The organism is Hydrogenophaga intermedia, assembly GCF_000723405.1.
In the GTDB taxonomy this organism is placed as follows: Bacteria; Pseudomonadota; Gammaproteobacteria; order Burkholderiales; family Burkholderiaceae_C; genus Hydrogenophaga; species Hydrogenophaga intermedia.
Genome location: NZ_CCAE010000006.1, coordinates 118,507 through 131,108 on the forward strand (window position 1 = coordinate 118,507; position 12,602 = coordinate 131,108).

The 12,602-nt window shown below is 69.3% G+C and carries 12 protein-coding genes and 1 tRNA gene; 5 read left to right on the forward strand and 8 right to left on the reverse strand.

Going from position 1 to position 12,602, the window contains the following annotated elements:
- Positions 1-39 precede the first annotated feature (39 nt).
- The 5 genes from BN948_RS06210 to BN948_RS06230 are packed head-to-tail and all read left to right on the forward strand — an operon-like array spanning position 40 to position 4,511.
- Positions 40-1,047, forward strand: a complete 1,008-nt coding sequence (locus tag BN948_RS06210) for an ABC transporter substrate-binding protein (protein WP_009516182.1) — start codon at positions 40-42, stop codon at positions 1,045-1,047.
- A complete protein-coding gene (locus tag BN948_RS06215; RefSeq protein ID WP_009516184.1) occupies positions 1,047-1,865 on the forward strand; it encodes an ABC transporter ATP-binding protein in 819 nt (272 codons plus the stop codon). Before BN948_RS06210 ends, BN948_RS06215 begins: the two co-directional genes overlap by 1 nt.
- Positions 1,862-2,671 (forward strand): ABC transporter permease, encoded by an 810-nt coding sequence (locus tag BN948_RS06220; protein ID WP_009516186.1) that lies wholly within the window; start codon positions 1,862-1,864, stop codon positions 2,669-2,671. Before BN948_RS06215 ends, BN948_RS06220 begins: the two co-directional genes overlap by 4 nt.
- A 20-nt stretch (positions 2,672-2,691) precedes the next feature.
- The gene (locus BN948_RS06225) at positions 2,692-4,059 is read left to right on the forward strand and encodes an FAD-binding oxidoreductase (protein ID WP_009516188.1); all 1,368 of its coding nucleotides are present in this window, start codon (positions 2,692-2,694) and stop codon (positions 4,057-4,059) included.
- The gene (locus BN948_RS06230; protein WP_009516190.1) at positions 4,056-4,511 is read left to right on the forward strand and encodes a RidA family protein; all 456 of its coding nucleotides are present in this window, start codon (positions 4,056-4,058) and stop codon (positions 4,509-4,511) included. Before BN948_RS06225 ends, BN948_RS06230 begins: the two co-directional genes overlap by 4 nt.
- Before the next feature lie 45 nt (positions 4,512-4,556).
- On the opposite strand, the gene BN948_RS06235 is transcribed toward BN948_RS06230, so the two are convergent.
- The 8 genes from BN948_RS06235 to BN948_RS06270 all read right to left on the reverse strand — a co-directional run bounded on the left by BN948_RS06235 (position 4,557) and on the right by BN948_RS06270 (position 12,521).
- A complete protein-coding gene (locus tag BN948_RS06235) occupies positions 4,557-5,606 on the reverse strand; it encodes an acyltransferase family protein (RefSeq protein ID WP_009516192.1) in 1,050 nt (349 codons plus the stop codon).
- Between the two features lie 66 nt (positions 5,607-5,672).
- Positions 5,673-5,748 (reverse strand) — tRNA-Phe (locus BN948_RS06240).
- 37 nt (positions 5,749-5,785) lie between these two features.
- Positions 5,786-6,514 (reverse strand): response regulator, encoded by a 729-nt coding sequence (locus BN948_RS06245; RefSeq protein WP_009516193.1) that lies wholly within the window; start codon positions 6,512-6,514, stop codon positions 5,786-5,788.
- A gap of 28 nt (positions 6,515-6,542) precedes the next feature.
- On the reverse strand, positions 6,543-8,789 hold the full coding sequence (locus BN948_RS06250) for a sensor histidine kinase (protein WP_009516195.1): 2,247 nt from the start codon (positions 8,787-8,789) through the stop codon (positions 6,543-6,545).
- 38 nt (positions 8,790-8,827) lie between these two features.
- Positions 8,828-9,598, reverse strand: a complete 771-nt coding sequence (locus BN948_RS06255; protein WP_081921887.1) for a DUF4390 domain-containing protein — start codon at positions 9,596-9,598, stop codon at positions 8,828-8,830.
- A complete protein-coding gene (gene rsmB, locus BN948_RS06260; RefSeq protein WP_009516198.1) occupies positions 9,546-10,877 on the reverse strand; it encodes a 16S rRNA (cytosine(967)-C(5))-methyltransferase RsmB in 1,332 nt (443 codons plus the stop codon). Before rsmB ends, BN948_RS06255 begins: the two co-directional genes overlap by 53 nt.
- On the reverse strand, positions 10,874-11,902 hold the full coding sequence (locus BN948_RS06265) for a M48 family metalloprotease (RefSeq protein WP_009516199.1): 1,029 nt from the start codon (positions 11,900-11,902) through the stop codon (positions 10,874-10,876). The genes rsmB and BN948_RS06265 overlap by 4 nt, the downstream gene beginning before the upstream one ends.
- Positions 11,903-11,927: 25 nt before the next feature.
- Entirely contained in the window at positions 11,928-12,521 is a 594-nt protein-coding gene (locus BN948_RS06270; RefSeq protein ID WP_009516200.1) for a LemA family protein, read from the reverse strand.
- Between the last annotated feature and the right edge of the window lie 81 nt (positions 12,522-12,602).

Here is a 12,602-nt window from a genome sequence, read left to right on the forward strand (position 1 = left end):
CTTTTCCCCACCACCCAACCGACGCCTGAAAGGCCCGCCATGTCTTCACGCCAACCGCCCCGTTCGTCCCGCCTGCGCCGCGCGCTCGGCGCCGCCGCCCTCGGCCTGCTGGGCCTCGCCAGCGGCGCGCACGCGCAAGAGAAGTTCACCTTCATGACCAACTGGTACGCGCAGGCCGAACACGGCGGCTTCTACCAGGCGCTGGCCACCGGCCTCTACAAGAAGCACGGGCTGGACGTGAGCATCCGCATGGGCGGGCCGCAGATGAACATCCTGCAGATCATGGCCGCGGGCCAGACCGACTGCATCATGGGCGCCACCGACACGCAGATGATGGTCTCGCGCAACAACGGCCTGCCCATCGTCACCGTCGCCGCGATCTTCCAGAAGGACCCGCAGGTGCTGATCGCGCACGAGCACGTGAAGTCCTTCGAGGACATGAAGGACAAGACCATCCTGATCGCGCCCACCGCCATGCGCGGCTATTGGTCCTGGCTGAAGGGCAAGTACGGCTTCACCGATTCGCAGGTGCGGCCCTACACCTACAACATCCAGCCCTTCGTGGCCGACAAGAACATCGTGCAGATGGGCTACCTCTCGTCCGAGCCCTTCGCGATCCAGAAGCAGGGCATCAAGGCCAACACCTTTCTGCTGGCCGACCACGGCTATCCCCCGTACGCCAACACCATCTCCTGCATCGACAAGACCGTGAAGGAGCGCCGCCAGGCCGTGGCCGCCTTCGTGCGCGCCAGCGTCGAAGGCTGGAAGAGCTACCTGGCCGACCCCACGGCCGGCAACGCGCTCATCAAGAAAGACAACCCCAAGATGACCGACGAGCAGCTCGCCTACGGCGTGGGCAAGCTCAAGGAGATGGGGATCATCACCAGCGGCGACGCCGCGAAGCAGGGCATCGGCGTGATCACGCGCGAGCGACTGCAGAAGACGCACGCCTTCCTGGTGGAGAACGAGCTCATCGACGCCAGCAAGGTCAAGCTCGACCAGGCCTACGACTTCGATCTCATCCGCGACATCAAGGTGCTGCCCTGATGAGCCCGACCCCCGCCGAGCCCCCCGTGGCCATCGACATCCGGCAAGTCCGCAAGACCTACCCCAACGGCACCGTGGCCCTGCAGCCCGTGGACCTGCAGGTGCGCGAGGGTGAGTTCGTCACCCTGCTCGGCCCCTCGGGCTGCGGCAAGAGCACGCTGCTCAAGATGGTCGCCGGCCTGCTCGAGCCCACGAGCGGCAGCCTGAAGCTGTGGGGCGATGACGTGGCCCGACTCGAGGCCTCGGGTCACCGCCTGTCCTTCGTGTTCCAGGCGCCCACGCTCATGCCCTGGGCCAGCGTGCACACCAACGTGCGCCTGCCGCTGGACCTGGCCCGCGTGCCGCGCGCCGAAGCCGACGCGCGCGTGGCCGACGCGCTCGCGCTGGTGGGTCTCTCCAAATTCGCCAAGGCGCTGCCGCGCTCGCTCTCGGGCGGCATGCAGATGCGCGTGTCCATCGCGCGCGGCCTGGTGGTGGAGCCCACGCTACTGTTGATGGACGAGCCCTTCGGCGCGCTCGACGAGATCACGCGCCACAAGCTCGACGCCGACCTGCTGGAGCTGTGGCAGAAGAAGAACCTCACCGTGGTGTTCGTGACGCACTCGATCCACGAGTCGGTGTTCCTCTCCAGCCGCGTGGTGATGATGGCCGCGCGGCCCGGCCGCATCGTGGAGGAATTCCACATCGACGAGCCCTACCCGCGCCGGCCGGAGTTCATGGTCAGCACCGACTTCAGCCACCACGCGAAGCGCCTGCAGGACAGCCTGCACCGCGCCAGCCGCGACACCACCGAGACCAACGAGGAGGTGCGCGCATGAAGCCGATGCCAACGCCCTTGCTGTCGCAGCCGCGCGTGCAGCGCGTGCTCTATCCGTCACTGGTCGCGGTCGTGCTGGTCGCGCTGTGGCAGGCGCTGGTGGTGGGCATGGAACTGCCGCCCTACCTGATCCCCTCGCCACTGCTGACGATGCAGACCCTGGTCGGCGACTGGCCCACGCTGTTCGCCTCGCTGATGATCACGATGAAGATCACGGCGCTGTCCTTCATCGTCGCGGTGGTGGTGGGCGTGCTGATTTCCTTCCTGTTCGTGCAGAGCCGCCTGATCGAGACCGCGCTGTTCCCCTACGCGGTGTTGCTGCAGGTCACGCCCATCGTGGCCATCGCCCCGCTGATCATCATCTGGGTGAAGCAGCCCACGGCCTCGCTGGTGGTCTGCGCCACGCTGGTCGCGCTGTTCCCCATCATCTCCAACACCACGTTGGGTTTGCGCAGCGTCGACCCCGACCTGCAGGCCTACTTCAAGATGAACCGCGCCTCGCGCCTGCAGACGCTCTGGCGCCTGCGCATCCCCAGCGCCCTGCCCTACTTCTTCGGCGGCCTGCGCATCTCCTCGGGCCTGGCGCTGATCGGCGCGGTGGTGGCCGAGTTTGTTGCCGGCACCGGCGGCACCAACACCGGCCTGGCCTACCAGATCCTCATGGCCGGCTACCAGCTCGACATCCCGCGCATGTTCGCCGCGCTGCTGCTCATCTCGCTGGCCGGCGTGTTCCTGTTCGTGCTCATGGCCTGGTTGACCAAGCTCGCGCTGGGTTCGTGGCACGCGAGCGAGATCGCACAGGACTGAACGCCACGGAAGACTTTCCCATGAACGCCCGCATCGACACCCTTCATTCCGAACTGCCCGACCTCGACTGGATCACCGACCCGGTCAAGGTCGGCCGCCTCTCGCAGGACTTCTCCTGGTTCAGCCCGATCCTCAAACGCCAGTTGCTGGGCAAGCGCGGCGAGATTGCCGTGCGCCCGCGCACCGAGGAGGAACTGGGCCGCCTGGCATCGGCCTGCGCGCGCCACGGCGTGCCGCTCACGCCGCGCGGCAGCGGCACCGGCAACTACGGACAGTGCACGCCGCTGCACGGCGGCGTGGTGCTGGACATGAGCGGCTACAACCAGTTCCTGTGGGCGCGCCCCGGCGTGGGCCGCGCGCAGGCGGGCATCCGCCTCGGCGACTTCGACACCGCCGCGCGCACCAGCGGCTGGGAGCTGCGCTGCATCCCGTCCACCTTCCGCACGGCCTCGCTAGGCGGCCTGTTCAGCGGCGGTTTCGGTGGCGCGGGCTCCATCAACTACGGCCCCATCGGCGCGGCCGGCAACATCCTCGGCGTGCGCGCCATGAGCGTGGAGGCCGAGCCGCAGGTGGTGGAGCTGCGCGGGCCCGAGGCCTTGCTGATGCACCACCTGTGGGGCACCAACGGCATCGTGCTGGAGGTGGAAATGGGCCTGGCGCCAGCCCACCCCTGGCTGGAGATGATCGTGGTCTTCGACGAGATGGACCCGGCGCTGAACTTCGGCAACGCGCTCGCGCACGCGCCGGGCATCGTGAAGAAGAACATCGCCGTGCTGGCCGACCCCGTGCCCGGCCTCATGGGCCCGCTGGCCGAGCACCTGCCCAAGGGCTGCCACGCCGCGCTGCTGCTGGTGGCGGAGTTCTCCGAGGCGGCGGCGCTGCAGCTTGTGGCTGCGCACGGCGGGCGCGTGACCTACCGCCGCACCGCCGACGAAGCGGCGGCCCAGCACCACACGCTCATCGAGTACTGCTGGAACCACACCACGCTGAACGCCCTCAAGCTCGACAAGGGCCTGACCTACCTGCAGACCACCTTCACGCCCGGCCAGCACCTGGACCAGGTGCGCACCATCTGCTCGCTGTTTGGCGACGAGGTGCTGATGCACGTGGAGTTCCTGCGCAGCATGGACGGTTTCACCACCTGCACCTCGCTGCCGCTGGTGCGCTTCAGCACCGAGGAACGGCTGAACGAGATCATCGCCATCTTCCGCGCCAACGGCATCCGCGTGAACAACCCGCACACGTACATCATCGAAGAAGGCAAGGTCGGTGGCGACCTGCCGCAGAACGTGATCGACCTGAAGAAGCGGCTGGACCCCAAGGGCCTGCTCAACCCCGGAAAGATGCGCGCCTGGGGCCTGCCGGGCACGACGGAGGCGAGGAAATGACCACCGGCCAACCCATGGCCCGCTACGCCGCCGCGCGGCGCGTGGGCGACTTCGTCTTCATGAGCGGCGTGGTGGCGGTGAACCCCGCCACGCGCGAGGCCGTGCGGCGCTACGAGGACCTGCCCGAGGCCGCGCGCCAGGCGCTGCGCGCGCTGGGCTACGACACGGGGCAGATGTCGGTCGACATCTTCGAGGCGCCCATCGTGGCGCAGAGCTGGCTGGTGCTGGACCGCATCCGCCAGCTCGCCGAGGAACACGGCGGGCGCATGGCCGACGTGGTGAAGCTGGTGCAGTACTTCCGCGAGCTGCGCGACTACGCGCCCTACAACCGCGTGCGCGGCCTGTTCTACCCGGACGAGCCACCGGTGAGCACGGTGGTGGAGGTGTCGCGCTTCCTGCCGGGGGACGAGGTGCTGGTGGAGGTGGAGGCCACCATGTACCTGCCGCGCTGAGCGCGGCGGCAGCCAACGGAGACCGGACGCCCGATCCGCGTCGCGTCAGGCGCCCCTTGCCATGGGCCGGGCACGCGTGAGCACCGGCACCCAGTGATCACACAGGCGCTGCACGCCCGTGCCGAGTGCGACAATCGCGGTCCAGGCCAGGGCTGTCCACAACCAAGCCTGGCCCAGGCCGCCGAGATCGAAGCGCTCCCACAGGCCGCTGGCCACGATGATCACCGCGAAGTGGCAGACGAAGACGCTGTACGACACGTCGCTGAGGTGCTCCACCGCGCGGCGCACGGGACCCAGCGCGCTGCGCCAGTGGATGTGCGAGCCCGCGTACAGGGCCAGCGCGGTCACCAGGGCCAGGATGGGGCGGGTCCTCGGGTCCTGCAGCCAGTCCAGCGCCAGCCACGCGGCGACCAGCCACCAGCACAGCGCCGCCCGCGTGCCGCGGCGGGACCAGCCGGCCAACGCACCCACTCCGTAGGCCGAGAGGAAATAGAGCGCCCACACATCGAAAGCGGGTTGGCGGCTGAACACCTCGATGGAGGCGACGGTGGCCAGGGCCACGATGGGCGGCACCAGGGAACGGGCGAGGTCCGCCGAAGAACGCGCCGCGAGGCCGGCCAGCGCGGCGAACAGGGCGAACAACTGCAGGTCGATGGCCACGTACCAGGCACCGGCCGACAGGGAGGGGACGCCCAACACGTCGTGCAGGAAGAACAGGTGCGCGAGGAACTGACCCACCGTGGGCAGGGGCGAGACCCAGTCCTCCTGCGCCAGATCGCGCCCCAGCCACACGGTGGCGAGCACCACCAGCGTCAGCGCGATCAGGAACTGCGGCACCAGGCGCCGGTAACGCTGCCAGATCAGTGGCCCTGGCGCCTGCCCGCGGCGTTTGGCCAGCGACTGCGCGGTAAGGAAGCCGCCGATAACGAGAAAGGGCTGCACCGCATAGCGGCCGTCGTCGATCAGGAACTGCACCAGCCGCGGCCAGGCGGCCGCGATCCAGTCGGTCATGGGCGCGTAGAGGGACAGGTGGTGCAGCACGATGAGCTGCGAGGCCAGGGCCTTGATGCCATCGATCAACGCGGAGCGGTTCATCTGGCGGTGTTCTGCGGGAGCCCCGGAAAACAAAACGCCCAACCGGAGCGGTTGGGCGTGGAATCTTGGTGGCCTGGGGCGGAATCGAACCACCGACACGCGGATTTTCAATCCGCTGCTCTACCAACTGAGCTACCGGGCCTTGGGAAGCCCAGGAGTATAGCAGTTCGGGCGGGGCCTCAGCCCAGGCCGCCGCGCTTGGCGCGAGCGAGGTCCACGCCCAGTTGCTTGAGCTTGCGGTAGAGGTGGGTGCGCTCCAGGCCGGTCTTCTCGGCCACGCGGGTCATGGAGCCGGACTCCTTGGCCAGGTGGTATTCGAAGTAGGCCTTCTCGAAATCGTCGCGCGCTTCGCGCAGAGGGCTGTCGAGGTTGAAGGTCTGCTGCGCCTGTGGGCCGATGGGCAGCGCGGGCATCAGGCCGTTGCCGTTCACCACGTTGGTGCCGTTGAGTTGGTGGTGGGTCATCGCCTCTTCGACAGTGACCTCGGCACCGACGAGGCGCGCGGGCATCAACCCGGGGGCCAGGGCACCCAAGGCCTTGGGTGCCACCTTGTTCAAACCCTGGTCAACGGCCTTGAGCAGCTTGGCCAACGTGATGGGCTTTTCCAGAAACGCGGTGGCGCCAATGCGCGTGGCCTCGACGGCAGTGTCGATGGTGGCATGGCCGCTCATCATGATGACCGGCATGGTGAGCAGGCCATTGCTGCTCCATTCCTTGAGCAGGGTCACGCCATCGGTGTCAGGCATCCAGATGTCGAGCAACACGAGGTCGGGGCGCATCTGCTGGCGCAGGGAGCGCGCCTGCGCCGCGTTCTCCGCGAGTTCGACGGCGTGGCCTTCATCGTTGAGGATTTCGGACAGCAGGTCCCGTATGCCCAGTTCGTCGTCTACAACCAGAATCGTTGCCATTGCGTGCGGAGTCCCTCGGTGCCTGTTGTCAATTTGCAACTGCGAATGATAACGACACTTGCGCGCCGATGACGCGCCCTTCCGTCACGCGGTTGCTCAGGTCCACCCGGCCGCCGTGTTCGTCCATGATCTTCTTGACCACGGCCAGCCCCAGACCGGTGCCTTTGGCCTTGGTCGTGACGTAGGGTTCGAAGGCGCGCTTGAGGATGGGCTCGGTGAAACCGGGGCCGCTGTCGATGACGACCAGACGCACCCACTGGCCACTGTCCGAACGGCGCGTGCGCAGCACGACCTCGGCGCCGGCCATGCCGACCATGGCGTCCTGCGCGTTCTGCACGAGGTTGTGGATGAGCTGGCGCACCTGCTGGGCGTCGGCGCGCGCCTTGGGCAGGTCGTCGGCGAGCTCGCAGCGCACCGGCACGGCGGCGTGCTCATAGAGGCCGATGATGTCGCGCACGGCGGCATTGAGGTCCAGGGGCGCGAGCTGGGCCGCTGGCAGGCGGGCGTAGTCGCGGAACTCGTTGACGAGGCGCTTCATGGCCTCGACCTGGTCGCCGATGGTCCGAACGGACTTGTCCAGCAGGGCCTGCTCCGCGGGCTGCAGCTTGCCGTCGAGCTTCATGGCCAGGCGCTCGGCCGAGAGCTGGATGGGCGTGAGCGGGTTCTTGATCTCGTGCGCGAGGCGGCGCGCGACCTCGCCCCAGGCGCGGGCGCGCTGGGCGGAGACGACCTCGGACACGTCGTCGAAGACCAGCAGGCGCTCGTTGTTGGGCAGCAGGGCGCCGCGCGCGATGAGGGTAATGCCCTGCTCGGCGGTGGTGCCCTCGCCCGCGCTCAACTCGAAGGACTGCTGCCAGTAGCCGCCTTCGTGCGGCGAGTCCTCGGCGAGGAATCGCTCGAACTGCTGTTGCACGCCGCCGGCGATCTGCTCCAGGCCGGGGACCTGGTCCAGCGGCTGGCCGACATGCGCGTTCAGCGAGGCGTGCAGGATGCGCGCGGCGCCGGGGTTGGCCGTGACGAGGCGACCCTGTTCGTCGAACACCAGCACGCCGGCGGTGAGGTTGTCCAGGATGGTCTGCAGGTTTTCGCGCGCGGCGTCCACCTGCTCCATGCTGTGCTGAACGGCCTCGCGCGCCTCGGACAGGTCCTGCGTCATGAGCGCGAAGGTGCGCGTGAGGCCGGCGAGTTCGTCGCGCGAGGGCAGCGCGGCCTTGGGCGCGAGGTTGCCGGCCGCCACCTCGCGCATGCCCTCGGCCAGCACGATGAGCGGGCGGATGAGCTGGTTGCCCAGCAGCACCGCGAGCAGCACAGCGCCGAACACCGCGAGGAACAGCGCCAGCGTGAGCGTGCCGATGTACATGCGGCGCAGGCCGTCGCGCGCCAGCGCACGCTCCTGGTACTCGCGGTTGGCCACCTGCACGGCAAGCGCATCGACGATCAGCGCCGAGGGCAGCGGCGAGGACACCTGCAGGTAGCGCGGCTCGGCGTTGACGGCGAAGCTGGGCGGGTTGACGAGGGCCAGCACCTTGATGCGCGCCTGGCCGGCGGCCAGCGCGGCGTGCAGGTCGCCGCCCTCGCCTTCTTCCAGGCCCTCGATCTGCGCGAGCACGCGGTTGGCGCGCACGTTGCGCAGCGTGGCGGCGCTGGGGCGCTCGGGCGCGAGGTCGAAGCGTGAGCTGCCCGAGCTGCCCAGGGGCTGGCCGGTAGCGCCGAAGAGCACCACGTCGAGCGCATCGATCTGCTCGCGCACCCGGTCGAGCGAGAGCACGGCACCGCTGTTGCTCTGGCGGGCCAGGCCGTCAGCGGCCAGGCGGGTCTTGTTGGACACGTCGGCCATGAGGGTGTCGAGCGTGGTACGGCCCAGGTTGAGGCCGGCGTTGAGCGCTGACTCCACGCGCACGTCGAACCAGCTTTCGATGGAGCGCGAGACGAACTGGTAGGAGACTGTGTAGATGAGCAGGCCCGGCAGGATGCCCACGAGGCCGATGATGGCCGCGAGCTTGACCAGCAGCTGGCTGCCGAACTTGCCGCGCTTGAGGCGCATGAACAGGCGCACACCCAACCACAGGATGACCAGACCCAGGCCCACGGCGGCGGCCACGTTGATGCCCACGAGCAACTCGAAGTTGCGCTCGTAGAAGGCGCTGTTGCGCGTGGCCAGGGTGAGCAGAAACAGCAACACCATGCCCAGGCCGGTCATGAAGATCAGGCCGGCGACCACCGCCCAACGGGTGGCGGCGGGTTTGCGCGGGTGGTGCGGGTTCAGCGGGTTCACGGCACGAAAGGCCTGCGAAGGAAGCACGAAGCGGGGACTCAGCGGGCCGGCGTCTCGGCAGCGGCGGGAGGTTCCACGGCCTTGGCCTCTGCCGCCGGGTGGGTGGCGCGTGGCTCGGCGGGCGCGGGGGCCTCGGGCGTGGCGGCTTCGGGCACGGCCAGTTCACGTTCCAGGGCCATGGACCACTCGGCCTGGTTGCCCAGACCGATCTGGAAGGGCCGCGGCAGCAGGCTCAGGTCGAGGCGGAAGCCGAATTCCACCACGTGGGAGGCCTCGGGTTCAAGCTGGGCGGCGTCGGCCAGCCGCCAGCGCGACACACGGCCGACGGCGGCGAGCGCCTCTTCCAGCGTGTCGTGGTTCTGGTGCAGCGCGTAGGGAAGACCGGCGCCGCTGCCGGTGCCCCCCCCCTGTTCGGTGGAGATGCTGACGCGCCAGCGGCGGGTAAGCGGCTGGTAGGCCAGCCGCAGGGTGCGGGTGGCGCCAGCCACGCGCTTGTTCGTCCAGTACCAGCGCTCGCGCAGCACGTCGGCTTGCCAGACGAAATAGAGGGGCACGCCTTTGAACAAGGCGTCCTGCACGGTGCCATGAGGCTCCACGTCGAAGCGAGCGCTCATGTACAGGCCGTCGGGTGTGCGCTGCAAGGCGAGTTGTTGCACCTGGGGCGGCTGGGCCCAGGCCAGGATCAGCGTGAGGCTGGCGAGGATGAGCAGGCCCCAGCAGGCCCACTGGCGGGCACGAAGCCTGCGCTGGACCCGATCAGCCGCCGCTGGCCTTGTCGAAGCGTGCGTAGAAAAAGCCGTCCGGTCCACCCGGACGATTGTCGTTGAACTGCCCAGCACCCCCGGGTGTACCGGGAAACAGATGGCCCGGCGCGGGGGCTGTCCGGGCATCGGTGTGGCGCTGAAGAAACGCCGCGGCCTGGTCGCTGCCTTCGGCGCGGAACACGGAACAGGTGGCGTAGACCAGCCGCCCGCCCGGGCGCACCAGCGGCCACAGGGCATCGAGCAAGGCCCGCTGAGTGCGCGCCAGGGCGTCCACGTCGCTGTCGCGGCGCAGCCAGCGCACGTCGGGGTGGCGGCGCACGATGCCCGAGGCGGTGCAGGGGGCATCGAGCAGGATGGCGTCGAAGGGTCGGCCGTCCCACCAGTCGGCGGGGCGGGCGGCGTCGGCGCAACGCACCTCGGCGGCCAGGCGCAGACGGTGCAGGTTGTCGGCAATGCGGGTGCAGCGCTGGGCGTCGACATCGAGCGCGAGCAGGTCGGCGTCGACCCGTTCGAGCAGGTGCGCGGTCTTGCCGCCGGGGGCGGCGCAGGCGTCGAGCAGGCGCGGGCGGGTGGCACCCGGCAGGCCGTCGAGCATCAGCGGTGCCGCCATCTGGGCAGCTTCGTCCTGCACCGAGCAGCTTCCGTCGGCAAATCCCGGGATCTGCTCGACTGGCAGAGGGCGCGCCAACTCCAGCCCGTCGTCGCCCACGGGGTGGCTGGCCACGCCCTGGGCCGCCAGGGCTTGGGCCAGGGCCTCGCGGTCGGTGCGGCGGCGGTTGACCCGCAGCGTCATGGGCCCGGGCCGGTTGTTGGCTTGCAGGATGGCTTCCCAACGCTCGGGGTGATCTCGCCGAAGCCGCTCGATCCACCACAGCGGGTGATTCCACTGTGCAAGCGGGTCGCCCGACACCTGTGCCTCCAGCGCATCGGCTTCGCGCAGGTAGCGGCGCAGGCAGGCGTTGAGGAAGCCAGCCTGGCGCTGCCAGCGCCGGTCGGACCGGGCGGCCTGCACGGCCTGGTCCACCACGGTGTGCGCCGGGTAAATCGCGCCCGGGGTGTCGGGCGCGACGAGCAGGGCGAGAGCCGCGCTCATGAGCGCGCGCAAGGGGGGTGGCGGCGCGCGCTCGGCCAGGCGAGTGACGAGCGCTTCGCAGGTGCCGAGCCGGCGCAAGGTGTGGAACGCCAGCGCCTGGACACCGGCGCGCAGGGGCGCTGGTACGGTTGCAAGCGCGTCGCCGAGCGAGCGGCCCTGGCGCACGGCGAGCACGGCCGCGGCCACGTACGCGAGTTGTTCGCTGAGCGCGGGCGCCTGGGCAAGGCTCATGCGTGAATCACCGTCGGATCGCCCACGGCTGTAGCCGGCTTCGCGAGCGGCAGCGGCCCCATGGTGCGCCCATAGATGCGGCGCACGCGCTCGGCGAGAGGCGGATGCGAATCGAGCCAGTGCGCGAGGCGGCCGGCCTCGTTGCCCACCAGCAGCAGGTGCTGCAGCGGCGAGCCGATGGCATTCGTGCTCAAGCGCTCCCGCTGCTGCGTCATGACCTTGCGCAGCACGCCGCCCAGGCCGTCGCGGCTGCGCGTCCATTGCACCGCGCGCGCGTCGGCCAGGAACTCGCGCTGGCGCGAGACGGCCGCCTGCAGCGCGTGCCCGGCGAGCCAGCCAAGCCAGCCCACCGCCATGAGGAAGACGCCGATCACGAACCACACGAGGCGCCCGCCCCGCTCGCCCGGCTCCATGAGACGCTGGCCGAGGCGGTAAATCATCTCCAGGCCGAACACCATGCCCGCCAGCCGCAGGTTCAGGCGCGTGTCGCCTTCGCCGATGTGGCTCAGCTCGTGCGCCACCAGGCCCTGCAACTCCTCGCGCGTGAGGTGGTCGAGCGCGCCGCGCGTGACGGCCACGACCGCGTCGTCGGTGTCCCAGCCGGTGGCGAAGGCGTTGATGGACTGGTCGCGCGCGACCACCATGGCGGTGGGGCGCGGCAAGCCGGAGGCAATGGCCAGTTCATCGACGATGTTGACGAAGCGCTGCTCGTCGAGTTGCCCCGAGGGTTGGGCCGCCCGCGCGCCCATGCGCTGGGCCAGGCGCACGCCGCCCTGGTGCTCGAGCTGCGAGGTCTCCACCCACCAACCGCCGAGCACGAAGAGCAGGGTCACGCCGGTGTTCACAGCCCAAAAGTGCCGCGGAAAGTAGATCTCGCCTGGCAGCCAGATCGGCCCCGTGAGGACCCAGCCCAGGGCCACGGCCGCGTTGACGGCGAGCACCAGCAGCACGACCGCGAAGCCGAAGACCACCACCAGCCACCGGCTCTGCGCGCGGGCCTCTCGCTGGGATTCGGCAAAACGCATGCGCGGCCTGTTCCGGTGCGGTGACTCAGAACTGGACCTTGACCGGCTGGCGCTCGGCCTCGCTGGTGGTCGCCTCCAGCATGGACTGCGGCTGGAAGTTGAACAGCCGCGCGACGATGAGCGTAGGGAACTGCTGCGCGGCGTCGTTGTAGTCGTTCGCCTGATCGTTGTAGGCCTGGCGCGCGAAGCCGATGCGGTTCTCGGTGCTCGAGAGCTCCTCACTCAGTTCGCGCATGTTCTGGTCGGCCTTGAGCTCGGGGTAGTCCTCCACCACGGCCATCAGGCGCCCCAGCGCACCACCCAGCATCTGTTCGGCGCCCGAGAGCGTGCTGATGAGCGCGGGGTTGAGCGGTGCGCCGGACGCCGCCTGCTCGGCGCTGCGCGCCTGGTTGCGCGCAGCGATCACCGCCTCCAGCGTCTGCGATTCATGTTCGAGGTACTTGCGGGCGACCTCCACGAGGTTGGGGATCAGGTCGTGCCGGCGCTTGAGCTGCACGTCGATTTGCCCGAACGCGTTGGCGATGCCGTTGCGCAAGCGCACGAGCCGGTTGTAGGCACCGACCGCCCAGAAGAAGACCACCAGCGCCGCCAGCAGCAGCACCCATTGAAGAACGCTCATTGTGTTCACTCCTCATCGCTCCCGCAGCTCGCGGGCGGGGGACTATAGCGCGCGGAATATCGCCGACAAAAGAAAAAGCCC

Bases quoted from the DNA above. Each gene is read 5' to 3' on its own strand.
- BN948_RS06210 (WP_009516182.1), top strand. From the start codon at position 40: ATGTCTTCACGCCAACCGCCCCGTTCGTCCCGCCTGCGCCGCGCGCTC.
- BN948_RS06215 (WP_009516184.1), top strand. From the start codon at position 1,047: ATGAGCCCGACCCCCGCCGAGCCCCCCGTGGCCATCGACATCCGGCAA.
- BN948_RS06220 (WP_009516186.1), top strand. From the start codon at position 1,862: ATGAAGCCGATGCCAACGCCCTTGCTGTCGCAGCCGCGCGTGCAGCGC.
- BN948_RS06225 (WP_009516188.1), top strand. From the start codon at position 2,692: ATGAACGCCCGCATCGACACCCTTCATTCCGAACTGCCCGACCTCGAC.
- BN948_RS06230 (WP_009516190.1), top strand. From the start codon at position 4,056: ATGACCACCGGCCAACCCATGGCCCGCTACGCCGCCGCGCGGCGCGTG.
- BN948_RS06235 (WP_009516192.1), bottom strand. From the start codon at position 5,606: ATGAACCGCTCCGCGTTGATCGATGGCATCAAGGCCCTGGCCTCGCAG.
- BN948_RS06245 (WP_009516193.1), bottom strand. From the start codon at position 6,514: ATGGCAACGATTCTGGTTGTAGACGACGAACTGGGCATACGGGACCTG.
- rsmB (WP_009516198.1), bottom strand. From the start codon at position 10,877: ATGAGCCTTGCCCAGGCGCCCGCGCTCAGCGAACAACTCGCGTACGTG.
- BN948_RS06265 (WP_009516199.1), bottom strand. From the start codon at position 11,902: ATGCGTTTTGCCGAATCCCAGCGAGAGGCCCGCGCGCAGAGCCGGTGG.
- BN948_RS06270 (WP_009516200.1), bottom strand. From the start codon at position 12,521: ATGAGCGTTCTTCAATGGGTGCTGCTGCTGGCGGCGCTGGTGGTCTTC.